The following is a 25,723-nucleotide window of genomic DNA, read 5'->3' as shown; positions in this document are numbered from 1 at the left end:
GTCACACCTCGTAGTCTATCGGGTCTTCCATCCCGAGTTCGCGGAACGCCTCCCGCCGGTAGTGGCAGGAGGAGCAGACGCCGCAGGCCCGGTCGTTGTTCTGGTAGCACGACCAGGTCTCTTCGTAGGGGACACCGAGCCCGAGGCCCGTCCTGACGATATCGACCTTCGACATCCGGACGAAGGGGGTCATCAGGGTGATCCGCGGGTCGGCCGCGGTGCCGAGGTCGATCGCCCGCTGGAACGCCTCGATAAACTCCGGCCGGCAGTCGGGATAGCCGGGGTAGTCTCCGGTCTGGACACCGATGAAGATCGCCTCCGCGCGGCGGACCTCCGCGAGGCTGGTCGCGATGGCGAGGAGGTTTGCGTTCCGGAAGGGGACGTAGGTGCTCGGGATGTCCTCCTCCTCGCCGGCATACTCGACGACCGGGATACTCTCGTCCGTCAGGCTCGATGCCCCGATCTTTTTGAAGTGTTCGAGGCCGATCTCGACGAAATCGAGCGCTTCCAGGTTTCGAGCGATAGTTCGGGCGCACGCGCGCTCTTTCTCCTCAGTCCGCTGTCCGTAGGTGAAGTGGAGCGCGACGATATCGTATCCCATATCCTTTGCGACGTAGGCGAGCGTGGTGGAGTCCATCCCGCCCGAGAGGAGGCAGATCGCTCTCTTCATTTTATCCCCAGGATCTTGTGGAGTTGCACCTGGAACCTCGCCGGGAGGTTCTCCTCGACGATGTAGTCCGCGACGGCGCGGTAGTCGACCCCTTCCACCGGCGAGATGAAGACCTCGCCCCGGATCTCGCACCGGCTCATCACCGCCCGCGCGTAGAGGAGGTCGTCCTCGTCCGCCACCACGAACTTGACGCAGTCGCGCGGGGTGATGTAGGGGAGGAGCGAGAGGTCGCTCTTCTCGCCCGAGGAGGGGCATTTCACGTCCATGCAGATGGAGGCATACGGCTGCATATCGCGGAAGTCGCAGGTGCCGTTCGTCTCGATCTCGACGGTATACCCGTGATGCCTGAACTTCTCGAGGAGTTTTAAGACCTCTTCCCGTTGCAGGAGCGGCTCCCCACCGGTGATGCAGATGTGCGTTCCACGGAGCAGCCAGACTCGGTCGAGAACCTCTCCGACGCTCATCTCTTCTCCGCCCTCCCGGGCATAGGGGGTGTCGCACCAGGCGCACCTGAGGTTGCACCCGACGAGCCGGATGAACGTGCAGGCCCGGCCCTGGTTCTTCCCCTCCCCCTGGAGGCTCCGGAAGATCTCACTGACGATCATAGGTGCGCTCTGCGTAGCAGGTCGTCGACTCCCAGACCCGTATCTTTGCGACGCGGGCGTCGTGCCCCTGCCGCGCGGCCTCGGTGTCGATCAGCTCCGCGACGAGGGCGGCAAGGAGCTCGCTCGTCGGGTCGCCGGAGGTGGTGACGACCGGGTGGAACTCCTCGATGCAGGCCGCCATGGGGTCGTCCCGGTTCAGGATCACCTGGTGGTCGAACCGCCCGACGACCTCCTTGATGCAGTTGTAGTCGAGGACGATCCCGGTGCGCTCATCGGCAGTACCCTCGATCCAGATCTCTACCCGCCACTGGTGGCCGTGCAGCCGGAAACATTTCCCTTGATAGTGAATCAGGCGATGGGTTGCCTCGAAAAAAACTTCTTTGTATATCCGGGTTGTCATCAATGAAGGTTGCCCGCCAGGATATAATATTATATCAGCTCCCGATCTAATAGCTAAGGCGAAAGATCGGCGTGCACGCGGGTTCCACAATATATAAATCCGCGACGCGCGTTGTTTTATAGCACACCAGGAGTTGCTCCTATCCACAAATTCAACTAAATCGAGGGTATTCGATGGGAAATGGTAAATTTGCAGCCCGAAAACTGAAGCGCGACGGGAAAAATAACCGGTGGCATGATACCGTCTACGTGCGTCGCCAGCTCGGGCTCGATGTGAAATCCGACCCCCTTGAGGGAGCGCCGCAGGGCCGCGGGATCGTTCTCGAGAAGGTGGGTGTCGAGGCAAAGCAGCCGAACTCTGCGATCAGAAAGTGCGTCCGCGTGCAGTTGATCAAGAACGGCCGTCAGGTAACCGCGTTCGCCGTCGGCGACGGCGCCATCAACTTCATCGACGAGCACGACGAGGTCGAGGTTGAAGGCATCGGCGGCAGATTGGGCCGGTCGATGGGTGATATCCCCGGTGTCCGGTTCGTCGTGACCAAGGTGAACAACGTCAGCCTGCATGAGATGGTCATCGGGCGCAAGGAAAAGCCGCGGAGGTAAGTAGGTAATGGTAGAGGCAGCAGAAGCGGGAGCAGGGGCACAGCAACTCCTCTTTAACCGCTGGGATATGAGCGAGGTAGAGATCCAGGATCCGAGCCTTGCTCGTTACGTAAACCTGCACACGATGATCGTGCCGCACTCCTGCGGCAAGCTCGTCGGCCAGCAGTTCAACAAGAGCAACATGCTGATCGTCGAGCGGCTGATCAACAAACTGATGCAGACCGAGAAGAACACCGGCAAGAAGGAACTCGCCATCCGCATCGTTCGGGACGCCTTCGAGATCATCCACAAGAAGACCAAGAAGAACCCGGTTCAGGTGCTGGTGGACGCAGTCGCGAACACCGGGCCCCGCGAGGAGACCGTCCGGCTGAAGTACGGCGGTATCAACGTCCCGAAGTCGGTCGACACTGCCCCCCAGAGGCGTGTCGACGTCGCTCTGCGGTTCATCACCGCTGGTGTCCTGCAGGCGAGCCACAAGAAGAAGAAGAGCGTGAGCGAAGCGCTTGCCGAAGAACTGATCTCAGCCGCGAACGGCGACACCCGTTCCTACGCCGTCTCGAAGAAAGAAGAAAGAGAGCGGATTGCAAAGGCTGCCCGCTAATACCCTTTATTTTTTTGGTGAAACATGACCCGACGAAAGAAGATGGTAGAGCGGGTGACGGAGCTGATGGATAAGCCGGAGCGGATCCGCAACATCGGCATCGTTGCCCACATCGATCACGGTAAGACAACACTCTCAGACAACCTGCTTGCAGGCGCAGGCATGATCAGCGAGGAGCTCGCCGGCCGGCAGCTCTTCATGGACTCCGACGAGGAAGAACAGGCACGCGGTATCACCATCGACGCGAGCAACGTCTCGATGGTCCACGAGTATGGTGGGGAAGAGTATCTCATCAACATGATCGATACCCCCGGCCACGTGGACTTCGGTGGTGACGTGACCCGCGCCATGCGCGCGGTGGACGGCGCCGTCGTCGTGGTGGACGCGGTCGAAGGCACCATGCCCCAGACGGAGACGGTGCTCCGGCAGGCCCTGAAAGAGGGTGTCCGCCCGGTTCTCTTCATCAACAAAGTCGACCGGCTGGTCAACGAGCTGAAGGTGGACGAGCAGGAGATGCAGATCCGCCTCGCGAAGGTGATCGACAAGGTCAACAAGTTGATCAAGGGCATGAACGAGAAGATGTACAACGAGGGCTGGAAGCTCGATGCCGCAAAGGGCACGGTCGCCTTCGGTTCCGCGCTCTACAACTGGGCGGTCTCCGTCCCCTTCATGAAGAAGAGCAACGTCTCGTTCAAGGATGTCTTTGAGAAGTGCAACTCCGGCGACATGAAGTGGCTCTCAAAGAACAGCCCGCTGCACGCTGTCCTCCTCGATATGGTGGTCAAGCACCTCCCGAACCCCCTCCAGGCTCAGGACCGGCGTATCCACATCATCTGGCACGGCGACTACGACGCCCCCGAGGGTAAGGCAATGATCAACTGCGACCCGAACGGCCCTGTCTGCATGATGGTCACCGATATCTCGTTCGACCCGCACGCAGGCGAGGTCGCCACCGGCCGTCTCTTCTCGGGGACGCTCCGCCGGGGCACCGAGTGCTACATCATGGGTGCGGCGAAGCGCGCGAACCGTCTCGCCCAGGTCGGCGTCTTCATGGGTGCCGAGCGGATCGAGGTGGACGGGCTGACCGCCGGCAACATCGCCGCGGTGACGGGCCTGAAAGATGCCATTGTCGGTTCGACCGTCACGTCGCTCATCGAGATGACTCCCTTCGAGTCGCTGAAGCACTACTCGGAGCCGGTCATGACCGTCGCTGTTGAAGCGAAGAGCATGAAGGATCTCCCGAAACTCGTCGAGGTTCTCCGCCAGGTGGCGAAGGAAGATCCGACGGTGCAGGTCTCGATCAACGAGGAGACCGGCGAGCACCTGATCAGCGGCATGGGCGAGCTCCATCTCGAGATCATCACCGGGCGTATCAAGCGCGACAAGGGCGTCGACATCCTCACCTCTCCGCCGATCGTCGTCTACCGTGAGACGATCACGGGCCCCGCGGGCCCGGTCGAGGGGAAGTCGCCGAACCGTCACAACCGGTTCTATATCGAGCTCGAACCGATGGACCCGGCAATCGTCAAACTGATCCAGGAGGGCGAGATCTCGATGAGCCAGCAGGCTGTCGAGCGGCGTGATGCCCTCGCTGCGGCTGGTATGGACAAGGACGAGGCCAAGAACATCAAGGCGATCGAGGGCAGCAACATGTTCATCGACATGACGAAGGGTATCCAGTACCTCAACGAGACGATGGAACTGGTCCTCGACGGCTGGCGCGAAGCGCTCCGCGGCGGCCCACTCGCTGACGAACTGGTCCAGAACCTGAAGATCCGGCTGGTGGATGTGAAACTCCACGAGGACGCCATCCACCGCGGCCCCGCCCAGATCATCCCGGCGGTCCGGAGTGCGGTCAAGGCAGGCATGTTGATGGCCGGCGACTCGCTCCTCGAGCCGATCCAGAAGATCCAGATCACCGTCCCGAGCGACCAGATGGGTGCAGCGACCTCGCAGATCCAGGGTCGGCGCGGTCAGGTCTTCGATATGCTCAGCGAAGGCGACACGATGACGATCGTCGGCAGGGCGCCGGTCGCCGAGCTCTTCGGGTTTGCCGGTGACGTCCGGTCCGCGACCGAAGGCCGTGCGATGTGGAGCACGGAGTTCGCCGGGTTCGAACTGGTTCCGACCGGTATCGTGAACGACGTGGTCCGGGATATCCGCAAGCGCAAGGGCTTGAAGGAACAGATCCCGCGCCCGGACGACTACCTGGCGTAATCACCTCCTCGATACCCTCCCTTTTTCTTTTTTCCCGGCAAGCGGATGCGCTTCATCCTGCGGATCTCCGACGTTCTGGTCTTCACGCGGCCCGCTAATGGGATTCCCGGTGGAACAGCGGAGTCACCGTTCCACCAGAGGCTTGATACGGGTTCCAGACTCCGGTCGCTGGAGGTCCCGCATAGGTGATCCTTCCCCGGGCGGGGAAGTGTATATAGTTGTATATAATACCGACTTGCAGAGAGACACCCCGGAGAAAAGTTGCGAGGCCGACCGGTGGCCTGTTTCACCGGTCGGGGACGTCCGCGGTGACTCCTCAAACGATGCCGGGGGATCCGCCTACCGCTTCTGTGCTATCCCGAGCAGTCCGGCGAGAGCGATCGCGGTGACTGCGATCAGTCCCGGGAGCGGCGCCCGGGTCGGTTCCGTGGCGGTCGTCGCCGTCGCCGTCGGCGCCTCGGTGACCGTCGACGTCTCTGTGGGTGTTACCGTGACCGTGGGCGGCGGAGCCTGGACGAAAACGATGCTGCTGTCGTTAATCACGCCGTCTTCTTTACTGTACGCGAAATAACGTCCGTAATGCCCTTTGAACGTGTGGCTGTTGATCTTGAAGTAACTGTCCTTCGGGACGCCGATGACCCGCTGGACGGATCGTGCAGGGTTGTCCCCCTGGTACTTCCGGAGTTCCGTGATCGCATTGAACGAACTCGCGTTGCGAAGACCGATAAGGTCGAGGACGATCGGTTCGGCCCCCACCTCGATCGTCTCGCCGGGCTGCACCACCCGGGTGCCGGTCTCCTGTGCGGCTGCCGGGACGGTGAGCGCGAGAGAGAGGACTAGGAGGATTACAAGGAGATGTCGGGATGTCGGTTTCTCATACGCCATAAATTCAGACTCGTTTTTTACGGTATATATGCATATTGAAACGCTGCCGGAGATGGTGTTGTCCGATGATTCTACCGGATCTCTGCTCCATTCCTGATGTGCTTCACGTCTTCTCCTCGCCCCGACCGAATCATTGATGTAGGGAGAAGGCACCCCGGAGTGGGGATGCCATGAAGGCCGACGGTCGGAATACGGTGGGTTCTGTCGGGAGCGGGTGGATTATGGAGCAGAAGACAAGGAGCCCTGCCACCCGCCGCCTCCCGGCGGTCGTCGCCGTGCCGCTCGGCGCGACCTCCGCGTTCATCGTCAGGGACCGGAGCGTGCTCCTGGTCGATACCGGCAATCCCGGGGATGAGGCGGCCATCCTGGCCGCGATGAAGCAGGCGGGCATCGGGTGCGACGAGGTCTCGTTGATCCTGGTCACGCACGGGCATCCGGAGAATTACGGGAGTGCCGACGCACTTCGGGAACTGACCGGCGCACCGGTCGCCGTTCACGAGGGCGATGCCGCTGCCGTGCGCCCCGGGGTTGACGGCCCGCGCTCTCCCGTCCGGGTCGTCCCGGGCCTGATCCGGCTTGTACGCGAGCGAAGAATCTTCTCCGGTCCGGGGGGCGTTGAGCCCGATATCATCATCGGAGGTATCGCCGACCTCGGGGTGTTTGGTCTCCGGGGCAGGATCGTTCCCACGCCGGGGCATACTCCCGGCTCGGTCTCGGTTCTTCTCGCCGGCGGCACCGTCATCGTCGGCGATCTGCTCTCAGCTCTCTTTCCGGGCGGAAGGCCCCGACTGCCCTTCAGGATGGACGATCCGGCGGCGGCGAGGAGGAGCCTTCGGGATCTTCTTGCCCTCGGGCCGGAGCTGATCTATGCAGCCCACGGGGGGCCGTGGCGGGGAACGGAAGTATGGAGGCGGTTCGGCAGCGGGAGGACGGGGCGAAAGGCCCGGGAATGAACCGCGGTGGGACAGGAGGCGACCGAAGAGCTTTTCATGTCAACCGTATACCAAAGAGGTGGTTGACATGAGACGCCCGGTTCCCGCTATGAAGGAGCGCTAAACTCTATGGTACGAATACCGCAGTGCATGAGCACCCAGCACCCCGACAACGTCAATCTGCCGTTTTTTGCCGAGAGCCCGGAGCTCGGCGGCGACGACGAGGTCCAGGAGGCGTACTACGCCTACTCTCACCTGGGGTGTACCGAGCAGATGTGGGACTGCGAGGGAAAAGAGGTCGACAACTTCGTGGTCAGGAAACTCCTCTCCCGGTACGACACCTACTTCCGGGAGAAGAGGCTCGGCCGGGACGTCTTCCTGACGCTCCGGGTCCCGAACCCCGAGGTCGAGACGGCCGAGGCGAAGATACTCCTCGAGACGCTTGAGAGCATCCCGCGGTCGTTCGATACGGCGTGTCTCTTCTACGGGGACGAGTGTCCCCCGATATTCGAGGTGATCCTCCCGATGACGGCGTCTCACGCCGCTATCGATAATATCTATCGTTATTACACCGATATCGTCGTCGGGAAGCAGGAAAGAAGCCTTGGGGAAGGGGGCTTGACCATCGCGGACTGGATCGGGAGGTTCCGGCCGGACCGGATCAACGTGATCCCGCTCTTTGAGGAGATGGACCATATGCTGGATGCGCATACCACGGTCAGGCGCTACCTCGAAGGCAAGGATATCGCCGACCAGCGTGTCTTCCTTGCCCGATCCGACCCGGCGATGAACTACGGGCTCGTCAGCGCGGTTCTTCTGAACAAGATCGCGCTCCTGCATCTCCAGGAGGTCTCGGAAGAGACGGGGACACGGATCTATCCCATCATCGGGGTGGGTTCGGCGCCGTTTCGGGGCGGTCTCTCCCCGGGGACCGTCGGTCGGGTTACCACCGAGTATCCGAGCGTCCACACGTTCACCGTCCAGTCGGCGTTCAAATACGATCACCCGCTTGAGGATGTCCAGGATGCGGTCAGGAGGCTGGAGGAGCGAAGGCCCGGCCGCCCCCGGCCCGTCGACGAGGCGGCGGCTCTCGACCTGATTGGGAGGTATACCCGGGCATACGAGCGGCGGCTCGGGCCGCTTGCCCCCGTGATCAACCGGGTTGCCCGGTATGTGCCCGAGAGGCGGAAGCGGAAACTGCACATCGGCCTCTTCGGCTACGCCCGGAGCACCAGCGGGATCACCCTGCCGCGGGCGATCAAGTTCACCGCGGCCCTCTACTCGATCGGTCTCCCTCCCGAGGTCCTCGGTCTGGATGCGCTGGACGATGCTGACATCGGGTTTCTCAGGGACACCTACATAAACTTCGACGAGGACCTGAGGGCCGCCGCCCGCTTCCTCAATACGGAGACGGGGTTCGTCCCCCGGGAACTTGCGGAGAGGGTGGCCGACCTGGTGGATGTCGAACCGGACGTGGAGCATGCGGAGATCACGGGCGAGATCGCCCGGGCGCTCCGCGAGAACGAGACCGGGAGGTTGAGCTCGCTCATTCTCTCGGCCGCGCACCGGCGCAAGTTCCTGGGGTGACCTGGCTCCCAAAAGAGGGGTCTTTGTCCCCCGCACGGTTGCGGGGGAACGTGCGCAGGTTACTCGATGGTGAAGGCCATCGAGAACGTGGTCTCGTTTCCTGTCGTCTCTTCCCAGGGTCGCTTGTAGATCGCGGAGAACCCTGCGTCGCCCTTCTCGGCGGCGAGATACCGCCACTCGTGCGTGCCCCCGGCGCCAACGAGTTCGGTCTCCGGCGCGATGTAGGTGTCGTTCACGTACTCGAGTCCGGCAGACGAGGTGACGTTCCACGAGTAGCCGGTCGTCGGGTTCTCATCGAGGCTGATCGTGATCTCGCTTCCGGCCGGGACGGTGACGGTCTCGTTGTCGTTCGTCTCGTTGAAGGCGTACTCCGTGGTCTCTGCGGGCGTGGGCATGACGGTCGGGACACCCGTGGTCTCTGCCGCAGTGGGCGTCGCGGTCGGGGCTCCCTCTTCCGGCTGCGACGTGCAGCCGGCACCGAGGAGGCAGATTACCAGCAGTCCTGCAACCAGGACGCTGTAGATGCTCTTTCTCTGAACCATGCGGGAAGTTAATCCTGATTGGTTAAATAGATATCTTGAATCCCTGGAAATAACATTCATGCTCAGGGCATACCGCGATTCGATCATTTCGGAACCAACCTTTTAGCGGGGGGTTCATGCACGCTCAAAAACAGTTTTGGGACGAATAAAACAGTCGGCTGAGCGAAATAACAATCTATAAATATCATTCTCTCATTTAAGTCGTTCAGAGGGCATCATCATGAGAAACATCTCACCAGGAATGGTTCTGGGACTTTTCGCGCTGCTCGCGCTCTGCCTCATGACGGCAGGCTGTACAGGTACAACGGATACGACCGGCGACGCCTCCTCTGGAACTGGCCCGGCGGCCACCACCAGCGTCACCGCCAGCGGTACCTCCGCTCCCGGGGGCGTCCCGGGCAGCGTGACCGCGGTCTCGTATACGGCGTTGATCGCGTACCTCCCGAATGCGCCTGCAGGCTGGACTGCAGAAGAGCCTGTCGGGGCGTCTTGGACGGTTGAGGATAGCCAGTGGACCTGGGCGTCCCGTGAATACGGCAAGGACAACGCCTGGGCGACGATCATGATCCAGGATTCGGCCTACTACGACGTGGGCTACTGGCAGTCCTGGGACTCGATGATCTCGTTCGAGTCGACCGAGGGCTACTACAAGCAGGGGAAAGCCGGCGGCTACCCGTCCTGGGAGTACTTCACCAAGCCTGACTCCTACGGCACCTGGGTCGGCGTGAACGACCGGTTCATGGTCTATATCAGCGTCGACGGCGGATCCAAATCGGATCTTGATGCGTTCGTGAACGCCGTCAACTACGGCGGCCTCGCGAACCTGAAGTAACCCCTATCCCTTCTTTTTATCCCCCGCCACGGCCGTGACGATGTAATGATACGGCCCTGACTCCGCCACCGCCCTGACCTCCAGCCCCGCCTCCGCCATCAACGCCGCCGCATGCTCCGTGCTGAACTTTCTCGCGGTCGGCGGGCCGAGGGGGAGCGGTTCCTTCTTCCAGTCGAGATCGACGATCACTCCTTTTGGGGCTGCCATCCTTCCCGCGTTTGCAAGCACCCTGACCGGGTCGGCGAAGTCGTGGAGGTCGATGCCGAAGAAGACGACGTCCGCGCAGCCGCTGCAGAGAACGATCTCCTCGGCCATCCCGCGATGGAGGACGACGTTGTCGAGCCCCTCTCGAAACGCCTTCTCTTGCAGGAGATCGAGGGCCTCCGCATCGATATCGATCCCGCAGACGCGGCCGTGCGGCCCGACCATCCGCGCTGCCGGGAGCGCGAAGAACCCCTCCCCGCACCCGACGTCGATGAAGGTCGAGCCGGGTTCGACCCCGATCCCTTCGAGGATGGACTCGGGGTGCTGCCACCGCCGCCGTGCGGCGTCATCCTCGGGGAGGTGTCGGCGGGAATGCGAATGTTTCGCCATACCCGGTCACGGGGCGTGCACCCTACATGAACCTGCCGTCTCAGGCGGGAGCGCCGTGCGCCCTCACTGCATCGCCTTACGGAGTTTCTCCTGCACTTCCGGCTGCTCCGGGTTCATCTGGTGGGCGGTCTGGATATGCCCCTCGATCCGCTTCATCAGTTCGTTCTCGTTCTCGGCCTTCTCCTCGAACTCGCACGCAAGGCCGAGATCCTTGCACCTGAATGTCTTCTGTTCCTGCATGCCTCTCACCGGCCGGGTTGTATATCCGGGTTGATATAAAAACGTCGGTGCCCCCTTTTGCGGCGAGCGTCCCCGGGCGGGGTTACGCCCCCTTCCTGCACTCCGTCACCTCCTCGATCAACCCGTCCCGGAGGGTGACGACCCGGCAGAAGTACTCTTTGTGCCAGTCCTCGTGCGAGACCATCACGATCGTCTGGTCGAGTTCCTCGTTTAGCCGTGCAAAGAGGTCGAGGATGCTCTTAGAGGTCTGGCTGTCGAGGTTCGCGCAGGGTTCGTCGGCGAGCAGGATGCTCGGACTGTTCACGAGCGCCCGGGCTATCGCGACGCGCTGCTGCTCGCCGCCGGAGAGTTCGCTCTGCCGGTGATCCATCCGGTCGCCAAGACCGACCCGCCGGAGGATATCGGCGCTCCGCTCGAGGTACTCGTCCTTCGGCGTGCCCCGGACGAGCGGTGTTAAGTAGACGTTCTCAAGCGCGGTGAGTTCCCCGATCAGCGCGTAGTCCTGGAAGACGTAGCCGAGCCGGTTCAGCCGGAAGAGGGTTCGCCGGTGGTCGGAGAGGCCAAGGACATCCGTCCCGTCGATCGTGACGCTCCCGGACGTAGGGCGGTCGAGGAGCCCGAGGATATGGAGGAGCGTCGACTTGCCGCTGCCGCTCGCCCCCATGATCCCGACGAACTCTCCTTTTGCGACCTTGAGCGAGACGCCCGCAAGGGCCCGGACCTCCACGTTCCCCATCGTGTAGACCCTCGTGAGGTTTTCCGCGACGATCATCCTTTCACCCCCTGATCGCGGTGAGGATATCCTCCCGCGCGATCCGCCATGCCGGGACATAGCCCGCCACCACGGAGACCGCGAAGAGGCTCGCGATGCTCCGGAGGATGGCCGACGCCTCCACGTCCGGGTAGACCGGGCCGCCGGGGAAGACGAGCGGGTAGGCGGTAAGGTAGGCCGATACCCCGGCGTTCAGGACGATCCCGACGAGCGCCCCGACGGCGGTGATGAAGAGCACCTGGAGGACGTAGGAGTTGATGATGATCTGCTGGTCGATACCGATCGCCTTCAGGATCCCGATCTGCCGCCGCCGGTTTACGGTGTTGATGAAGATCACGATGAAGACCACCACGATGGCGATGATCAGGCTGACGAGCGTCGAGATGGCGTTGATGATGTTGAAACTCTGGATCGCCTGGTCGACGAACCCGCCCGACTTCTCCCGGAACGTCCAGACGTCCTCCTGGACGCCGTAGGAGAGGATCTCCGTCTTGTACTCCTCCTCCCTGCCGTTGACCGCGGTCTTCACCAGGATCATGGATGCCTGGTCGTCGAGCCCGAGCACCCCGCTCATCTCGCGGGCGGTGACGAAGGCCGCCGTATCGACGCCGAAGGACTGGGTCTCGAAGATCCCCTTCACCCGGTAAGTCCTTGCTAGGCCGTTCGGATAGGCCACTTCTATCGAATCGCCGACCCCGACACCCTCGAGCGAGGGAAGGCCGCCCGCCTCCTCCCCCTCCGTCCCCGCGAGGGTCGCGCCGATGACGATCGCATCGGTATCGCCACCCGAGAGGAACTCCCCCGCGGTCATGTAATCGGCGATCCTCGTCACCGATCGCTCGTCCTCCGGGGTTATGCCGTAGAGCGTGCTCGCGGCGCTCCGGCCCCGGTACGAGAACGTCACCCCTGCGGCTATCCGGGGCGACGTGCCCGTGATCCCCGGAATCTGCTCGAGCCTCCTCTGGAGGCCGTCCACGCCGTCGATGTAGCGGCTACCTTCCCGGGGCTCGACGACCAGGTTCCCGAGGTCGAAGTCGATCGACTGGGTCTCGAAGGTCACGACGACACCGGAGATGATGGAGGGCAGGAAGACCAGGTTCACGAAGATGAGGGCGATGATCATGATGGTGAGGGCGAACGTCCCCCGGCTCCCGCGCTGGATCGACTTCCACGCCAGGAACGCGGAGACCCTGATCCCTGAGAACACGGCGGTCACTCCTCCTTTCGCCGCCGGTACCAGTAGATCGCGACCGCTACCGCGACGATGAGAACGACCGCCGCTACCGCGATCACCGGGACCGGGTTCTGCCCGGTGACGATGATCTGCAAGGGTTGCCGAACGGTATGTTCGCCGTAGTCGTCGGTGTACCGGATGACGAGGGTGTAGTCGAACTCCCCCGCCTCGTCGGTTGCGAGGGAGAAGACGGCGGGTCCGTCGTTCCCCGGCTCGATCGTCCCGAGGAACGCCTCTTTTGAGCCTGAAAAGGCGAGATCCTCGATCGTCGCCCTGACCGACTCCGCGTCCGCCGTCCCGGTGTTCTCCAGCCGGATCGTCAGGTCGACCGTATCCCCGGCGGCGATCCGGGCGGGTTCGGTCCTGATGGAGGCGACACCCATCTCGGCGCTGCCGACGATGGGAACCCCGACCGTTGCGACCTCTCTAGACGGCGCGAGGTCGGCGCCCCGGTAGTCGACGGTGACCTCGATCGGCGTAAGGCCGAGCGGCGCGCTCGTATCGGTCTCGAAGGTCAGGTTCAGGACGGCGTCCCCTCCCGCCGCGAGTTCGGGGATGTAGTAGTTCTCCGCGTTCCGCGGGGCGATCCCGCCGGAGGTCGCGTTGACGCCGATGGAGATGTCGCTTGCAGTGGCCTGGCCGTCGTTATGGATGGTCAGCGTGACGTTGAAGGGGTCGCCCGGATTGACGGACGCCGGGACGGTTCTCTCCACCCGGAGCGCGGGCCTCCTGATCAGGGGCGCGGAGTTGACGTTCACCGGCACGGGGTACCGTACATTCTCCCCGTCCCGCACGCTGACCCAGACCTCCGGGAAGTAGATCCCGTCTTCTCCGGGGGCGCGAATCCGGAACGTGAGCGGGAAGGATTGGCCGGGGCCGATCTCGCCGATATCCTGGAAACTCCCGGTCAGGACCTCGACGTCCGTACTGTGCAGGAGCACGTTCTCGATGTAGGCGTTCTCTTCTTCCGTCTCCGTCGAGGTGTTCGCCTCCCCGGTGCCGGGGTCGAGCCGGATGTTGAGCGGCGATCCCGTGGCAGGCTGGGCGGTGCTCGTGAGCACCACGGTGATCGTCCCCTCGTCGCCGGGCATCAGGACGGCGGGGGCGACGGTGTAGTTGGAGACGAAGACCGACGAGGCGGCCGCGGCCGCCGGGACGAGCAGCAGGACGAGAGCGAGTGCGCCCGCAAAGCAACAGATCGTCAGCCATTTCGTGCCCCGCCGGGGCGCAGCCGCGAATACCTGGATCACTCCTCACCTCTTCTGTGCGGAGTCCCGGAGTTCGCGGCGGGTATATATACGTTGTGGGTAGCTGCTCCCGTCTGCCCGGGGTGGGGTGTTACGATAGGTACCGCGGAAACCTTTTATTGTACTAAAATTATATTGTGGCCGGGATACGGCGGGCAGGTACGGGGTTGGTCGACCGGATGCGTGACTGCAACGATACCTCCATTCGTGATGAAACGCTTTAGCACCTCTCTGTACATTCTCATAATGCCGTGCTGCTCTCCGGTCTCGCCCATCAATCCACTCTTTTTTTGCTGGAAAAAGAGATATCCGATCTGTCGCCTCCCGGTCATGAGCTGTCTTTATCTCCCGCCGGCGGTATACTCCGCCCACGCTCAGAGGGGGAAGAGATGGAGACGACGCAATGGCTGGTGACGCTGACGTTTCGAGTGACGGTCAGCGGCGTTCGCTCGAAGGACGACTCGGTGGCTGCAGGTCTGGAACAACTCAAACTCGGGCTCTGCAGCGGAGAGGACGTCCCGGTGGAGGCGAGCGTCCGGAGGATCACGAACCTCGTCGAGGAGGAGCCGATCTTCGGCGTGAGGTGGTGATCGCGGCCGGGGGATCTATGGGCGTCAGGGGGCGGGACTCCTGAGTGCCGGGATCGCCCCGTGCTCCGCTTCGTAGGCGCGAACGGCCTCCGGGGCGCCGAGGAGGAAGCGGCGGGCGTTGTTGTAGACGGCCGGGTACGCCCCGGGATCGAGGGTGGCGAGGAGGTCGGCGAGCACCGCGACCGCCGGGACCCGGTGGCGGGGCTCCATGTTCTCGAGGAACGCAAAGGCGTCAAGCGCCCGGACGGTGCTGTACTCGTTGACGGGGGCGAGCCGCCGGAGGATCTCCGCGAGGTAGCCTCGCCCCTCTTCGGTCTCGAGCGACCGTTTCCTGTTCAGTGCGAACCGCCCATAGAGCGCCCGCTGTTGGTCGGCCTGCTCGATCGAGAATGTGGGCGAGGACTCGATACGCTGCAGGATGGGGACGAGGTCGTCGCAGTCGCTTGCGGCGACCGTGGCGAGGAATGACTCCCACGCGGTGGGGCTCTTCGCTGATTCGGCCGCGAACCCATCGAGGATCTCCAGGCGTTCCGGAATGCTGCTCTCGAGGATCCGCGAGAATGCGGCGAGGCGGTCGGTTGCGGCCGTCGCCTCCTGGAACTGGCGGAGGAGCAGGTGATGGACCTCCGGGGTATCGAGGGTCGCGAGGATCGAGAGGCAGGCGTTTTTTCTCTGCCGTCGCCGGATTGCCGCGGCCTCCTCCTCCAGGCTGCCCGGCCCGGAGGAGGGCGCTCCTGCCGCCTGACGGTAGACGCGAAGGAGGATCTCGCCGCCCCTTGCGGCGACGGCGGCAAGGATCTCTCTTCTGGCGTCGTGGAGCACCCGGTAGTGGTGGGCGAACCGCCTGTCCTCGACCGAGGGGAAGATGGTCAGGAACTGCCCGCCCGCCTCCTCCATGAGGGCGTCGTCGGCGAGAAGGGCGGCGCAGAGGTCGGAAAACCGCGCCGGGACCACTGCATGCGGATCTTCGAGGAGCCGGAGCATCTCCCGGTCGGCGAGTGCGAGGAACGCGGTGAACCGGCCGACGGTATCGGGATCCTTCTCGACCTGGAGGTAGAGTTCATCCTCCGGCGGCCGGTACGCCGTCTTTCCGTAGAATGAGTAGCCGCGGTTGAGCGAGAGGAACGCGGGCCGGTCGACGCCGTCGAGGACGATCTCTCCGGCCTCGTCGGCTATCCGGACGGTCGCCTCCCGGATATCCCCGCCAGTGGTGTCGACGAGCGCGAACCGAAACGGGAACTCCCAGACCCGGCCGCCGGGCGAGCGGCTCTGGCGATACGAGAGGGTGAACCGCCGGGCGGCCGGGTCGTACGCGGGGGATACCGTGAGCACCGGGTACTCCTTCTCCTTCAGCCAGACCGCCGCCATCGTCGTGAGGTCCTGCCCCGAGACCTCCTCCATGCACCGGAGCCAGTCGGCCCGCGAGGCGTTCGCGTGCCGGAACCGGTCGTGGTAGCGGCCGAGCGCTTCGGCAAACCCCTCTCTCCCTATCAACGTCTCGATCATCCTGACGAACTCGGGGGCTTTCACGTAGGTGACGCCCGTGATGAGGTCGTTCGGGTCGTTGAAACCGTCCGGCTCGATCGGCATCGAGCCTGCGCCGCGGTCGAGGGTGAGCGTCCCGGCAGCGGGGTCGAGGAGATCGAGCACCGTCTTGATGCGCGAGTAGGTCTCCCCGAAGAGGAAGGCGTGGTGCTGGTTCTCGACGTGGACGGTCACGGCCTCGTTCAGCCAGATCTCGAACGGGCTCCATCCCGTCACCTCGGAGCCGTTCTCGTTGTGGTAGTACTCGTGGGCCTTCACCCGGACCAGGTACTCGAAGGCCGGGTCGGTGGTGTCGGTCCCGGGCATGATCCGGTTCGCGGCGATCGTCGTGTTCCCGACGTTCTCCATCCCGCCGAAGTCGGAGTTCTGCATGGCGATCTCCCGGTAGACCGCCCCGGTGTAGGCGTAGCCCGGGGTGATGGTTGAGATGAGTTCTTTGAGCGACTTGCGGGTCTCTTCGAGCGCCCGGGCGTCGCCGGAGCGTTTCGCCTCATCGCGCACCCGCACGAGCCGCCACACTTCCTCCCGGGTCCCGGGGTCGCGGTACTGCGCCGGGCCGGTAAAGAGGTGGACCCACATCACCGCGTCCGCGAGGATATCGAGCGCACGCTCCGCTGCCGCCGCATCTGAGCCGGGTTTCACGAGGAGTTCGAGGGCAAACGTCCGCCCGTCGGGATACTCGAACTCCCGCCGGTGGGTGTCGTAGCATCCCACCCCGAGAAAGAAGAGGTAGGGCGCCATCGGGGTCTTCGTGTTCTCATATCGCTGCATGGAGCGGCCGGGGGCGCAGGGGATCCGGGCCCCTGCCGGGTCGCCGTTCGATATGGTGGCCGTATACCCGTTATCCGCGATGATCGTCGTCGTGTAGGTACACTTCGCGGTCATGTCGTCGAGGCACGGGACCAGCCGCTGGAACCCCCACTGCTGGCACTGGGTGATCTGGGTGGGCGGCCCGCCGGGGCACAGCCCGTCGTAGTAGAGGCCTTCGAGGACGTGGGTGCTCGGCCGGCAGATCGTCTCGGTATCGAGAGTGAACTCTGTCCGGGGCGGGACAGGGGGATCGAAGGCGACGGTGAGGAGGGCGGCGCTCCGGTCGTAGGTATGAGTGACGGCGTATCCGGCGGACTCCACGCGGAGGATATCCAGGTCGCGGGCGTTCAGGGAGAGCGACGGGAGCGGAGCGTCGAGCGTCCCGGCGGTGAGGGCTGAGGAGACCCGGGTGTGGCCGTCGTAGACGTCGAAGACGAGGTCCATGTGGACGACCCGGACGGGGAGTGCTCCGAAGTCCTCCGGGTAGTAGCGAAAGAGCCTCCGCTCTCTATCGGGGGTCAAAATCCCACCTCGCCGGTTATCTCGCGAAGCGCCCGGCGGATCGCCGTCCGGACCTCGGGCTCCTCCTCGGCCTCGAGCGCTGCGGAGAGGGGATCTGCCGCCCGCACGTCGCGGAGTTTTCCGAGCGCTTCGGCGGCGGCCAGCCTGACGTCTTTCTTTTCGTCCCCGAGGAGGGGGAGGAGGAGCTCGACCGCGCGCTGATCGCCGATCTCGCCGAGCGACCAGGCGGCACCGCGCCGCGTCCACCGTTCGCGGTCATCGAGGAGAACGAGGAGCGGTTCGACCGCCCGCGTATCGCAGAGCCTCCCGAGCGCCTGTGCGGCAACCCACCGCACCTCGTTCTCGCGGTCCGTGAGGGCGGCGATCAGCGGCTCGACTGCGCGGGGGTCGGCGCAGTACCCGAGCGCCTCGGCCGCCCGCAGCCGGTAGGGGATGCACTCGTCCGAGAGCAGTTCGATGTACTTGCCGATGTTCTCCTCGCGCCGTTTCTCCCTATCTTCCATGAGGCGTTTTACCGAGCGCTCCATCCTGATCCCTCCCGGTTCTCGCTGCACCCGATCTCGTTTACAGTATATAGCACCTGGCACGGCATCTCTCCTCCCTGCCGGCGGAAGGTTCGCCGCCCCCGCGCCGGTCACGCGGGCAGCTCCTCTTCCTCGCCAACGACGTCGAACGCGACGATCCGGTAGTTGTAGTACCGCCCGTCCGGGTCGGTGAAGTAGAGGAAGACCATCAGCCCGTGCTCGTCCGAGATCCAGAGTTCGGCGTCCTCGTCGATGGCGTGGTACTCAAATCCGAGCCCGGCAAGCGCCTCCTCGATGGCGGTGCCCGCATCCATGTCGCTGACCATCTCGAACGTCGCGGCCAGGGGATACTGCCGTTCCTCGAGTGCGGAGACCTGGAGCCGCGCCTGCTTCTCAGCAAGGAAGAGTCTGTCCAGGGTGACCATGATCTCCTGCGCGACAACGTCCACTTCGTCCGGCTCCATACCAGTACCTTGGATCCGCCGGTTATATGGATGTTGGGCGTTTGCGCCGGGCGGCGCAGAAGCCCCGGCGGGGCGGGAGGGCGATTGTTTCCTTCAATCGGGAACCGGGATAAAAATTTTTGTCGGTGGCCGGATACGCTTCCATCCGCATCATGACGCCTCCATAGCGAAACTCTAAATCATCCTGACGCAGATAGAGGTTATAATGGCAGAGGGCAGGCTCAAGATCGTCGTTTTCGGTTCCTTCAACGCAGGAAAGTCCAGTTTCATCCAGGCGCTCGACCCCCGCAGCCGCCACATCGAAGCGTCCTCGGAGGGTGGCCCCACGACCGTTGCATTCGATTTCGGCCGATTGAAGGTTGGAGACAAGTCTATCTTTCTCTTCGGGACCCCGGGGCAGGAGCGGTTCGAGTTTGTCCGGCAGATCATCTCGCGGGGGATGGACGGCGCGATCATCGTTGTGGACGCCACGACGGGCGTGGACGAGATGACGCGGTACTTCTATGACCAGTTAAAGCCCCTCGACGTGCCGCTCGCGTTCATGGCGAACAAATGCGACTGCCCCGGCGCGGCACCCGAGGCCGTCAGCCACGCTCTCCCGGGGGAGATGGTGCACCCGATCTCCGCGCGGAACGGCGAGAACGTTCATGCGGCGCTTGACGCCTTTGTCGCGACCCTGACTGCGCGGTAACGATCATTTTTACTGCCCTGGGGTCGTTCTCCTCTACGGACAATGACCCGTAAAGAGACCTACATCAAGGAGGTTGCCCGGCTGCTCACGAGTTTTCTCTCGAGTGGCGACGCCGGAGACCTGCTTGCCTTCCTGGTCGCAGAGAGCCGTCTTCCCGGACCCCGGGCGAACCTGGAGCTTGCGGCGGCGTTTGCCGGGACCGTGCGGGAGTTTGCCGTCGCCGATCGCGATGACCTGCGCCTGCTCTGGAACCTCTGCGTCGAGCTTGCCCACGTTGCGCCGGAGGATGCCCCCTCAGACGATCCACACGAGTTTCTCGGGTTCTGCGGTGTCAGGGGCATCGGGGCGATCGGGTCGGCATCGCCGGCATGTGTCGGTGCGGCGCTCGAACACCTCGCGGAGGCCTCCCTCGACCCGCGGTGGCGGATCAGGGAAGCGGTGGCGATGGGGCTTCAGGATCTCCTCTCCCGGCAGCGTGATACGGTGGTAACGGAGCTGGAGGTCTGGGTGGAGGGAGGTTCCTGGCTTGCCATGCGGGCCGCAATCGCGGGGATCGCCGAACCGGATCTCCTGGGCGAGCCCGATCTTGCAGCGGCGGCGCTCCGGTTCCACAGGAAGATCCTGATCCGGATCTACACCGCAGAGGAGCGGCGGTCCGAGGCCTTCCGTGCGCTCCGAAAATCGCTCGGCTACACGCTCAGCGTGGTCATCGCCGCCCTCCCCACGCCTGGCTTTGAGTACCTGCGGCAACTTGCGACCCTCGACGATCAGGATATACGGTGGATCGTGAGGGAGAACCTCAAGAAGAACCGTCTCGAGAAGCGGTATCCCGAGACGGTGCAGCACATCCGGGCGCAGATGGGGTGATGGCGGGCGGTCGCCGCTCGGGGGAACCTGGCGAGACCCGTGCCGCTGCTATGTTGAACGCCGCGTTTGCATCGGCATGACCGGTATACAGGCAGTGCGGGCAGAGGAACCGTTTGCCCTTGCGAGCGCCCCGCTTTCCGCACCGGCTGCAGCGCCGGGACGTGAGCGCCGGATCCACGAGGGCGACCGGAACTCCGGCGTCGTGAGCCCGCCTCTCGATAAGGTTCTGGAGGTGGTAAAACGATCCGTCGCGCCGGGCGAACGGGAGGGGGGTGCCCGGCTTCTCTCGCCCGGTAAAACCTGCGCCGGCGAGGTCTTCAAGTTTGATGCCGCACTGGAGTTGCCGGGCCATCTTTACAATCTCGCTTGCGACCCTCCTGTTCAGGTCGCCCCGGATACGGCTTTCGCGATCCCGTTCAGCCCTGCGCTTTTTGCCCTTCCCGGCGCTGCCGCACTGCTCCCGGTGATCGGCGTCACCCGGGAACTCACCGAGCATCACCACGCCCCCGCTCGCCGGGTGGGCCACGACGGCGAGATGATCGGTGGTGTTCAGGTCGACCCCGATCCAGTCACCGGACGGGGTATTATCCGCAAAAACCGGGATCACCCTTCCAACTGTGAAACATCGTCATGATCTTGCGTGAAGAGGAGTGGTGGGCCGGGCACCATATATCCACCGGGCCCGCTGTATCAGACCCCGTAGCGCCTCCACGCCTCCTCGACGTGCAGCGCCTGCATCCCAATCTCCCGGGGCGCGTCGACGTCGTTTTCGGGGTTGTCCCCGATGAAGAGGACGTCAGGGGCCTGGAGCCCCATCCGGTCGAGGGCCGCCGCGTATATCCGCGGGTCCGGCTTCTGGTAGCCAAGATCTGAGGAAAAGATGACAAAGTCGAGACGATCGTAGAGCCCGAACGCCCGCATCTCCTGCTCCGAGAAGACCCGCTGCCCGTTCGAGACGGTCCCTGTCTTCTTCGTCGAGAAGAGGTCAAGCAGCCTCCGGCTCGCTTCGATGACACCGAGACGCCGGATCGACGCGGCCCGGAACGCCCGGGCGGTTTCGGCACCGAGCCGTGCGGTATCGATCTCCCAGATGCTGTGTTCAGCGCAGATGCCGGCAAAGACCTCCTCGACCCGGACCTCCGGGTGGGGGCCCCCGGTCCGGTCGAGGGCCTCCCGCACCCGGCCGGTGTAGAGGTCCCGCAGATCCTGTGGGGCTATCCTGACCCCCTGGTAGATCAGCCACCACGAGAGGTACCGGTAGGTCCTGATATCGCGCTCGTCGGTCAGGATATCGATGAGCGTCCCGTAGCAGTCGAAGAGAACCCCTTCTACCGGTGGATCGCGCAAAGACACGCCTCCGCCTCCGCTAAAAGCCAGTCGCGTTCCGCCGCCCGCCAGGGCAGCCGGGCAATTCTGAGGTGGCCGAGCGCCATGAAGAAGGGAAGGACGGCGGTGTGGCGTCGGAACTCCTCCTCGCTCCGGCTGTAATGCCAGAGCAGGTGACCGATGTAGTCCTCGGCCCTTGAGCCGATCCCAGGCGATGTCTTGAGTTCCGCGGCCAGGATCCCGAGGTCGCGGACCGGGTGGGTATGGTTCCGGGCGCCTTCGAAGTCGATGGCACAGATAGCGCCGTTGAAGAGGTAGTTGCCGGGCGTGGCGTCGCCGTGAACCATGCACCCCGCCCGATCGAGCCGCGTGCTGTGCCACCACTCCCCAAGCAGGCGGTCGAACTTTCCCCTCCGGGAACCCGGAAGGGCGTTCTGGTCGAGCAGCGCGTGAAAGTAGGCGAAGTCGCGCTCCCGCTTGCAGGAAGTCCGCGTGCCGTCGTGGAGCCGGCGGAGCAGGTGCGCGACGCCGGTCAGGGGATCGTAGAGGGATACCCCCGCATCGAGGAGCTCGCGGAGTGTCGGGCCGGGGACGTGTTCGGTCACGAGGACCGAGTGAAACCGGCTGTTCGTGGCGATGGCACAGGGCACGCGGATCCAGCAGGATGCGCGACGGAGCCGGCGGACCTCGTTCTTCATCGCCGCATCCGCGTTGTAGCGGGTCTTCGCACCCGTCGGCGCACCGAAGAATTTGCCGACTACACTGAGTCCGGTCCCAAACTCATACCGGCAGACGACGTGCGATGCGGGTTCCACCCGGTAGACCCGGATCTTGCCGCGCCACCCGGTCAACCGGTCGGCGAGGACGCTCGCGAGCCAGTCCCCGAACGGATCGCCTCCCTCCAGGCGGCCTACCCTCCTCTCTACCTTCAACTGCCGTACCACCGGAAGGTCGGGAGGGTCTGCAGGGTAATGAAGGTGCTCCCGGCACCCGCCCCCACACCTTTATACTGTCCGGACATCTTAACCGGGTGCACCGGCGTGGGTGACGAGCCATGATTCCGTTTCGTGAATTTCTTGAGGGGATACGCCCTGCAGTCAACCGCCGGATCGCGGAGACGGCGTCCTCCGGGATCGATCCCGGCGTCCTCCCGCTCCTGCTCCGGGGAAAGCGGATGCGGGCGGGGCTCCTCCTCTACGTCCACGCCGGTCTCGCCCCTGCCTCGGCGCCCACCCGCCAGGCGCTCGATCTCGCCTGCGCCGTCGAGTTCGCCCACGCCGCAAGCCTCATCCTCGACGATATGCTGGACGGGGATGCTATCCGGCGCGGGGCACCGTCCCTCCACCTCACCCGGGGAGACGGACGGGCGGTTCTCGACGCCGTCGGCATCCTCGCCCTCCCCTACGCGCTCGCCGCCCCCTACGGTGCCGGGTACGTGACGATGCTCGCGTCGGCCCAGCGGAGGATGGCCCGGGGCGTGGCCTGGGAGATGCTCGGAGTGCCGGATCTCCCGGCGGCCGAACTCTACGATGCGATCGTCGCCAGAAAGACGGGGTGCCTCTTCTCGCTTGCGGCCGCCTGGGGGGCCATGGCGACGGGGGAGGAGGAGGCGGTCGTCGCCGCGTTCGGTGCGTTCGGTCTCGCCGTCGGGAAGGCGATGCAGGTCGCCGACGACATCGCGGATCTCCGCGCAACCGGTGGCGGCGCCCGCCGCCAGCCGGGGTCGGAGGCGCTCCTCCTCCGGTGCGTTCCTGAGGGAAACGGAACGGGGCAGATGCTCGGGTGGATGCTCGAGCGGGAGGTGGGCGATGCGGCCGCCCGGCTTGCGGATGCCGGACGGTGCCGGGTGCCCCCGGAAGCGTGGGAGCCGTTCGGGCAGGTGGTCAGGGATATCGTGGGACTCACGCTGGGGGAGGAAGTGGCGGCCGGATGACGGCCGGCGCAACGATAAATACCGTCCCGTCCCACCCTCTCTTGAGAGATCATGTGGTAACAACCGTTCGTACGCGAAGACGGTCGCCCAGGGTCGTGGCTGCCGAACAGTTTTTACCCCAGAGCTTCTCCCACACACGGACAGAACCATGGCACGTGAACTTGACGAGAAGGATTTTGCCATCCTCCGAAAACTGGCCCCCGAGTACAGCGGCATCCTCTGCCCGGAATCCGGCCACGAGTTTCACTCGATCCTCCCGCCGGTCTCGAACCACATCTCCGCGGACGAAGAGGATTTTGCGGAGCGCGTCGCCCGGCTCTCGGACGAGGACTGGGAGTACCTCGTCGACCAGATCCTTACCGGCCGGGAAAGCCTCAGTTGTATGCCCGAGGAAGATATCGATACCGTTCTCGCCCACATCAGCGAAGCGGTCTCAGAGGAGACGGCAGAACGGGTAAGGAGGCTCTACCACCTCTCCGGATGCGGGGTGCTCTAGAGACTGGCCCCATCCGGAACCGGTATACCCTCCGGGGACAACCGGACTTATATGGAACCAAAAGAAGAACTCTCCGGCGTCCCCGGGATGCTCCGGCCGTTCAAGGCCTACCTCAAAGAAGTTGGTCTCGCTCCCGGCGACCAGGTCACCTATTACGGCTGCCCCGGCACCTGCACCCCCTTCATCGAACTCCTGGGGTTCGCCGTTCGGGACCTCTCCCTCGAGCAGGTCTACGTGCCCTACGTGGACGAGACGGCGGCGAAGGCGATCCGCCCCGTCGAGGGCGTCGGGATGCAGGTCTCCGGCGACGCGGTCGGCCTCGACCCGAAGGTGATCGTCCTGATGGGCGGGCTTGCGATGCCGGGTGTCCCGGTCACGAAGGAAGCGGTGCAGGCGGTCGTCGGCGCCCATCCCGGGGCGAAGGTCGTGGGCGTCTGCTTCATGCAGATGTTTGAGAAGATGGGCTGGCTTGATGCCTTCGCGTTCGAGATGGTCATCGACGCCACGCTCGACCCGGTCAGGGTCTGGCGGTGACCACCCGGCCGGTTGCCGGTGCAGGGGGGCGGGATGACTCCCACGGTCGGTCGCACCGGAGAAGGGTGAACCGGAACGCCGCGCCGCATTCGGGGCGGCCCGGCACCCGGTCGTCGACCCATACCTGGCCGCCGTACCTCTCCACCAGCATCCGGGTGATGTAGAGGCCGAGCCCTTTGCCGCTCCTGCTGCTCGTCCCCCGCGAAAACCGGGTGAAAAGGCCCGGCTTGACCGCGTCGTCCACCCCCGGCCCGGTATCCTCGACCTCGACCTCGACCAGATCGTTGCGTTCCTCGACCCTGACGGCGATCTCGACCTCCGGGTCCCCGAACTTCTCCGCGTTCCCGATGAGATTGGCAAAGACTTCGGAGAGAAGGTCGTCGGCCATGACCCGGATCGGTCTCTCCTCGTAGGTGATTCGGGCGCCGGGATGGTGGGCGATCTCGGCCCTGACGATCGCATCGAGGTCGACGGGCTTCACCGCCGTCTCCTCGGAGTGAAGCCGCCGGATCGTCGTGACGTTCTGGATGATCTCGATGCTCCGGTCGACGCCTGCCCTGAGTCTCTGGACCATCTCCCGCTCCCTCCCGGAGAGTGTCTCGGCGAGCAGGTCGGCATACCCGAGAGCGACGGCGTTCGCGTTGTTGATATCGTGCGTCATGATGTCGAGGTAGAGGTTCGCCTCGTCGTGGGACTCCCGCAACGCCTCTTCGGCCTGGATACGGTCGGTGATATCGGCCCCCGAGCCTATCAGCCCGACCGGCCGGCCGTCGTCGCCGGTGAACACGGTGTCCTGCCATGCGAGGATCAGCTCGTCGCCGCTCCGGGTAACGACGGGTTTCTCCCGCTGTTCCGGGAGAGCGGCCTTCCGGGCTATCGCCTCGTCGAAAACCCGCCTCCGCGCCTCCCGGAGCGCTTCGGGAACGACCGTATCGAACCAGTCCTTCCCGAGCAGTTCCTCTTCCCGGTAGCCGAGCAGTTCGCAGCCGTGACGGTTGATGAGCCGGATGGTGCGGTCGGTGCCGATGACGACAAAGAGGACGCCCGCCACGTCCAGGTAGCGTTGCATGAGGTCTCTCTGTCTCTTCACCTCCCGCTCCCGCCCTTTGATCTGCTCGGAGAGGGAGGAGACGACGAAGGCGATGACGATGAACATCAGGGCGCGCCCGTAATCGTTCAGCGTCAGGAGGTCCGGCATGTAGAGGAGAGTGCTGACGACGATGAGCCCGCCGAGGAAGGCGGCGACCAATATGCTCCGCTTCTCCCACCAGAGCGCGGTCAGGATGATCGGGATGTAGAAGAAGTGCGAAAAGACGGTCCCGAGCATCAGGACGGCGTGGAAGTAGTAGGCCAGGAAGACCGATATTGCGAGAAGCGCCATGACGATGGCAACTCGCTGGTGTTCGGTAAGGGTAGTCACGGGGTGCCCACCTCGGCAGGAATATATCTAGTTAATAATAT

Annotated in this window: 29 protein-coding genes; 12 read left to right on the top strand and 17 right to left on the bottom strand. The window is 64.1% G+C overall.

All coding sequences use genetic code 11. The features are described from left to right. Position 1: 1 nt before the first annotated feature. From queC to FKB36_RS06225, 3 genes are read right to left on the bottom strand one after another with little or no spacing between them, the layout of a single operon-like run. Entirely contained in the window at positions 2-670 is a 669-nt protein-coding gene (queC, locus tag FKB36_RS06235) for a 7-cyano-7-deazaguanine synthase QueC (protein ID WP_261597178.1), read from the bottom strand. After that, a complete protein-coding gene (locus FKB36_RS06230) occupies positions 667-1,275 on the bottom strand; it encodes a 7-carboxy-7-deazaguanine synthase QueE (RefSeq protein WP_261597177.1) in 609 nt (202 codons plus the stop codon). The genes queC and FKB36_RS06230 overlap by 4 nt, the downstream gene beginning before the upstream one ends. After that, on the bottom strand, positions 1,262-1,675 hold the full coding sequence (locus FKB36_RS06225; RefSeq protein ID WP_261597176.1) for a 6-carboxytetrahydropterin synthase: 414 nt from the start codon (positions 1,673-1,675) through the stop codon (positions 1,262-1,264). Before FKB36_RS06225 ends, FKB36_RS06230 begins: the two co-directional genes overlap by 14 nt. A 173-nt stretch (positions 1,676-1,848) precedes the next feature. Between FKB36_RS06225 and FKB36_RS06220 the strand changes: the two genes are divergently transcribed. The 3 genes from FKB36_RS06220 to FKB36_RS06210 are packed head-to-tail and all read left to right on the top strand — an operon-like array spanning position 1,849 to position 5,095. Next, positions 1,849-2,277: a 30S ribosomal protein S12 gene (locus tag FKB36_RS06220; protein WP_261597175.1), complete on the top strand. Its 429-nt coding sequence runs from the start codon at positions 1,849-1,851 to the stop codon at positions 2,275-2,277. Positions 2,278-2,284: 7 nt separating this feature from the next. Then, positions 2,285-2,878 carry a 30S ribosomal protein S7 gene (locus FKB36_RS06215; protein WP_261597174.1) on the top strand — a complete coding sequence of 198 codons (594 nt, stop codon included), beginning with the start codon at positions 2,285-2,287 and terminating at the stop codon, positions 2,876-2,878. A gap of 24 nt (positions 2,879-2,902) precedes the next feature. Continuing rightward, complete coding sequence (locus FKB36_RS06210) at positions 2,903-5,095, top strand: elongation factor EF-2 (protein WP_261597173.1); 2,193 nt, start codon at positions 2,903-2,905, stop codon at positions 5,093-5,095. Between the two features lie 339 nt (positions 5,096-5,434). Here FKB36_RS06210 and FKB36_RS06205 read toward each other — a convergent pair whose 3' ends face one another. Further along, positions 5,435-5,980: a hypothetical protein gene (locus tag FKB36_RS06205; protein ID WP_261597172.1), complete on the bottom strand. Its 546-nt coding sequence runs from the start codon at positions 5,978-5,980 to the stop codon at positions 5,435-5,437. A 221-nt stretch (positions 5,981-6,201) separates the two neighbouring features. On the opposite strand from FKB36_RS06205, the gene FKB36_RS06200 reads away from it, so the two are divergent. Beyond that, positions 6,202-6,933, top strand: a complete 732-nt coding sequence (locus tag FKB36_RS06200) for an MBL fold metallo-hydrolase (RefSeq protein ID WP_261597171.1) — start codon at positions 6,202-6,204, stop codon at positions 6,931-6,933. Positions 6,934-7,041: 108 nt separating this feature from the next. After that, positions 7,042-8,499, top strand: a complete 1,458-nt coding sequence (ppcA, locus tag FKB36_RS06195; protein ID WP_261597170.1) for a phosphoenolpyruvate carboxylase — start codon at positions 7,042-7,044, stop codon at positions 8,497-8,499. Between the two features lie 59 nt (positions 8,500-8,558). Here the strand turns inward: ppcA and FKB36_RS06190 are convergent, their stop codons facing one another. After that, on the bottom strand, positions 8,559-9,041 hold the full coding sequence (locus FKB36_RS06190) for a protease inhibitor I42 family protein (protein WP_261597169.1): 483 nt from the start codon (positions 9,039-9,041) through the stop codon (positions 8,559-8,561). Positions 9,042-9,282: 241 nt separating this feature from the next. Here FKB36_RS06190 and FKB36_RS06185 point away from each other — a divergent pair, with 241 nt between their 5' ends. Beyond that, on the top strand, positions 9,283-9,873 hold the full coding sequence (locus FKB36_RS06185) for a hypothetical protein (RefSeq protein ID WP_261597168.1): 591 nt from the start codon (positions 9,283-9,285) through the stop codon (positions 9,871-9,873). Positions 9,874-9,876: 3 nt separating this feature from the next. Here FKB36_RS06185 and FKB36_RS06180 read toward each other — a convergent pair whose 3' ends face one another. The 5 genes from FKB36_RS06180 to FKB36_RS06160 form a co-directional block, all read right to left on the bottom strand. Continuing rightward, the gene (locus FKB36_RS06180; protein WP_261597167.1) at positions 9,877-10,467 is read right to left on the bottom strand and encodes a class I SAM-dependent methyltransferase; all 591 of its coding nucleotides are present in this window, start codon (positions 10,465-10,467) and stop codon (positions 9,877-9,879) included. A gap of 63 nt (positions 10,468-10,530) precedes the next feature. Beyond that, on the bottom strand, positions 10,531-10,707 hold the full coding sequence (locus tag FKB36_RS06175) for a DUF1059 domain-containing protein (protein WP_261597166.1): 177 nt from the start codon (positions 10,705-10,707) through the stop codon (positions 10,531-10,533). 82 nt (positions 10,708-10,789) lie between these two features. Next, complete coding sequence (locus FKB36_RS06170; RefSeq protein ID WP_261597165.1) at positions 10,790-11,479, bottom strand: ABC transporter ATP-binding protein; 690 nt, start codon at positions 11,477-11,479, stop codon at positions 10,790-10,792. Positions 11,480-11,483: 4 nt separating this feature from the next. Continuing rightward, entirely contained in the window at positions 11,484-12,686 is a 1,203-nt protein-coding gene (locus FKB36_RS06165; protein ID WP_261597164.1) for an ABC transporter permease, read from the bottom strand. 5 nt (positions 12,687-12,691) lie between these two features. Continuing rightward, a complete protein-coding gene (locus FKB36_RS06160; protein ID WP_261597163.1) occupies positions 12,692-13,963 on the bottom strand; it encodes a COG1361 S-layer family protein in 1,272 nt (423 codons plus the stop codon). 386 nt (positions 13,964-14,349) lie between these two features. On the opposite strand from FKB36_RS06160, the gene FKB36_RS06155 reads away from it, so the two are divergent. Then, on the top strand, positions 14,350-14,550 hold the full coding sequence (locus tag FKB36_RS06155; protein WP_261597162.1) for a hypothetical protein: 201 nt from the start codon (positions 14,350-14,352) through the stop codon (positions 14,548-14,550). 24 nt (positions 14,551-14,574) lie between these two features. On the opposite strand, the gene FKB36_RS06150 is transcribed toward FKB36_RS06155, so the two are convergent. The 3 genes from FKB36_RS06150 to FKB36_RS06140 all read right to left on the bottom strand — a co-directional run bounded on the left by FKB36_RS06150 (position 14,575) and on the right by FKB36_RS06140 (position 18,415). Continuing rightward, complete coding sequence (locus FKB36_RS06150) at positions 14,575-17,427, bottom strand: M1 family metallopeptidase (RefSeq protein ID WP_261597161.1); 2,853 nt, start codon at positions 17,425-17,427, stop codon at positions 14,575-14,577. Continuing rightward, positions 17,424-17,954, bottom strand: a complete 531-nt coding sequence (locus tag FKB36_RS06145) for a HEAT repeat domain-containing protein (RefSeq protein ID WP_261597160.1) — start codon at positions 17,952-17,954, stop codon at positions 17,424-17,426. Before FKB36_RS06145 ends, FKB36_RS06150 begins: the two co-directional genes overlap by 4 nt. A gap of 107 nt (positions 17,955-18,061) precedes the next feature. Next, positions 18,062-18,415, bottom strand: coding sequence for a hypothetical protein (locus tag FKB36_RS06140; protein ID WP_261597159.1), 354 nt, complete (start codon positions 18,413-18,415; stop codon positions 18,062-18,064). 205 nt (positions 18,416-18,620) lie between these two features. Here FKB36_RS06140 and FKB36_RS06135 point away from each other — a divergent pair, with 205 nt between their 5' ends. Both FKB36_RS06135 and FKB36_RS06130 read left to right on the top strand, forming a co-directional pair. Then, positions 18,621-19,106: a GTP-binding protein gene (locus FKB36_RS06135; RefSeq protein ID WP_261597158.1), complete on the top strand. Its 486-nt coding sequence runs from the start codon at positions 18,621-18,623 to the stop codon at positions 19,104-19,106. A gap of 42 nt (positions 19,107-19,148) precedes the next feature. Further along, the gene (locus FKB36_RS06130; protein WP_261597157.1) at positions 19,149-19,973 is read left to right on the top strand and encodes a hypothetical protein; all 825 of its coding nucleotides are present in this window, start codon (positions 19,149-19,151) and stop codon (positions 19,971-19,973) included. On the opposite strand, the gene FKB36_RS06125 is transcribed toward FKB36_RS06130, so the two are convergent. The 3 genes from FKB36_RS06125 to FKB36_RS06115 form a co-directional block, all read right to left on the bottom strand. Next, a complete protein-coding gene (locus FKB36_RS06125; protein WP_261597156.1) occupies positions 19,906-20,580 on the bottom strand; it encodes a transposase in 675 nt (224 codons plus the stop codon). The genes FKB36_RS06130 and FKB36_RS06125 overlap by 68 nt on opposite strands. An 83-nt stretch (positions 20,581-20,663) precedes the next feature. Beyond that, complete coding sequence (locus FKB36_RS06120; RefSeq protein WP_261597155.1) at positions 20,664-21,326, bottom strand: HAD family hydrolase; 663 nt, start codon at positions 21,324-21,326, stop codon at positions 20,664-20,666. Beyond that, positions 21,302-22,231: an aminoglycoside phosphotransferase family protein gene (locus FKB36_RS06115; RefSeq protein WP_261597154.1), complete on the bottom strand. Its 930-nt coding sequence runs from the start codon at positions 22,229-22,231 to the stop codon at positions 21,302-21,304. Before FKB36_RS06115 ends, FKB36_RS06120 begins: the two co-directional genes overlap by 25 nt. 122 nt (positions 22,232-22,353) lie before the next feature. Between FKB36_RS06115 and FKB36_RS06110 the strand changes: the two genes are divergently transcribed. The 3 genes from FKB36_RS06110 (at position 22,354) to FKB36_RS06100 (ending at position 24,262) form a co-directional block, all read left to right on the top strand. Continuing rightward, positions 22,354-23,232: a polyprenyl synthetase family protein gene (locus FKB36_RS06110; RefSeq protein ID WP_261597153.1), complete on the top strand. Its 879-nt coding sequence runs from the start codon at positions 22,354-22,356 to the stop codon at positions 23,230-23,232. Between the two features lie 148 nt (positions 23,233-23,380). After that, positions 23,381-23,728: a hypothetical protein gene (locus tag FKB36_RS06105; protein ID WP_261597152.1), complete on the top strand. Its 348-nt coding sequence runs from the start codon at positions 23,381-23,383 to the stop codon at positions 23,726-23,728. Positions 23,729-23,779: 51 nt separating this feature from the next. Continuing rightward, a complete protein-coding gene (locus tag FKB36_RS06100; protein WP_261597151.1) occupies positions 23,780-24,262 on the top strand; it encodes a DUF2124 domain-containing protein in 483 nt (160 codons plus the stop codon). On the opposite strand, the gene FKB36_RS06095 is transcribed toward FKB36_RS06100, so the two are convergent. Further along, complete coding sequence (locus FKB36_RS06095; protein WP_261597150.1) at positions 24,246-25,682, bottom strand: sensor histidine kinase; 1,437 nt, start codon at positions 25,680-25,682, stop codon at positions 24,246-24,248. The genes FKB36_RS06100 and FKB36_RS06095 overlap by 17 nt on opposite strands. Positions 25,683-25,723 lie beyond the last annotated feature (41 nt).

It is taken from the genome of Methanoculleus formosensis (assembly GCF_025384765.1).
Classification (GTDB): Archaea; Halobacteriota; Methanomicrobia; order Methanomicrobiales; family Methanoculleaceae; genus Methanoculleus; species Methanoculleus formosensis.
The sequence above is the reverse complement of the archived record's forward strand: the minus strand, read 5'-3'. Positions and strand labels throughout refer to the sequence as shown.

Bases quoted from the DNA above. Each gene is read 5' to 3' on its own strand.
- FKB36_RS06135 (WP_261597158.1), top strand. From the start codon at position 18,621: ATGGCAGAGGGCAGGCTCAAGATCGTCGTTTTCGGTTCCTTCAACGCA.
- FKB36_RS06175 (WP_261597166.1), bottom strand. From the start codon at position 10,707: ATGCAGGAACAGAAGACATTCAGGTGCAAGGATCTCGGCCTTGCGTGC.
- FKB36_RS06225 (WP_261597176.1), bottom strand. From the start codon at position 1,675: ATGACAACCCGGATATACAAAGAAGTTTTTTTCGAGGCAACCCATCGC.
- FKB36_RS06200 (WP_261597171.1), top strand. From the start codon at position 6,202: ATGGAGCAGAAGACAAGGAGCCCTGCCACCCGCCGCCTCCCGGCGGTC.
- FKB36_RS06180 (WP_261597167.1), bottom strand. From the start codon at position 10,467: ATGGCGAAACATTCGCATTCCCGCCGACACCTCCCCGAGGATGACGCC.
- FKB36_RS06185 (WP_261597168.1), top strand. From the start codon at position 9,283: ATGGTTCTGGGACTTTTCGCGCTGCTCGCGCTCTGCCTCATGACGGCA.
- queC (WP_261597178.1), bottom strand. From the start codon at position 670: ATGAAGAGAGCGATCTGCCTCCTCTCGGGCGGGATGGACTCCACCACG.
- FKB36_RS06155 (WP_261597162.1), top strand. From the start codon at position 14,350: ATGGAGACGACGCAATGGCTGGTGACGCTGACGTTTCGAGTGACGGTC.
- FKB36_RS06100 (WP_261597151.1), top strand. From the start codon at position 23,780: ATGGAACCAAAAGAAGAACTCTCCGGCGTCCCCGGGATGCTCCGGCCG.
- FKB36_RS06215 (WP_261597174.1), top strand. From the start codon at position 2,285: ATGGTAGAGGCAGCAGAAGCGGGAGCAGGGGCACAGCAACTCCTCTTT.
- FKB36_RS06130 (WP_261597157.1), top strand. From the start codon at position 19,149: ATGACCCGTAAAGAGACCTACATCAAGGAGGTTGCCCGGCTGCTCACG.
- FKB36_RS06105 (WP_261597152.1), top strand. From the start codon at position 23,381: ATGGCACGTGAACTTGACGAGAAGGATTTTGCCATCCTCCGAAAACTG.
- ppcA (WP_261597170.1), top strand. From the start codon at position 7,042: ATGGTACGAATACCGCAGTGCATGAGCACCCAGCACCCCGACAACGTC.
- FKB36_RS06145 (WP_261597160.1), bottom strand. From the start codon at position 17,954: ATGGAGCGCTCGGTAAAACGCCTCATGGAAGATAGGGAGAAACGGCGC.
- FKB36_RS06110 (WP_261597153.1), top strand. From the start codon at position 22,354: ATGATTCCGTTTCGTGAATTTCTTGAGGGGATACGCCCTGCAGTCAAC.
- FKB36_RS06140 (WP_261597159.1), bottom strand. From the start codon at position 18,415: ATGGAGCCGGACGAAGTGGACGTTGTCGCGCAGGAGATCATGGTCACC.
- FKB36_RS06170 (WP_261597165.1), bottom strand. From the start codon at position 11,479: ATGATCGTCGCGGAAAACCTCACGAGGGTCTACACGATGGGGAACGTG.
- FKB36_RS06190 (WP_261597169.1), bottom strand. From the start codon at position 9,041: ATGGTTCAGAGAAAGAGCATCTACAGCGTCCTGGTTGCAGGACTGCTG.
- FKB36_RS06230 (WP_261597177.1), bottom strand. From the start codon at position 1,275: ATGATCGTCAGTGAGATCTTCCGGAGCCTCCAGGGGGAGGGGAAGAAC.
- FKB36_RS06220 (WP_261597175.1), top strand. From the start codon at position 1,849: ATGGGAAATGGTAAATTTGCAGCCCGAAAACTGAAGCGCGACGGGAAA.
- FKB36_RS06210 (WP_261597173.1), top strand. From the start codon at position 2,903: ATGACCCGACGAAAGAAGATGGTAGAGCGGGTGACGGAGCTGATGGAT.
- FKB36_RS06205 (WP_261597172.1), bottom strand. From the start codon at position 5,980: ATGGCGTATGAGAAACCGACATCCCGACATCTCCTTGTAATCCTCCTA.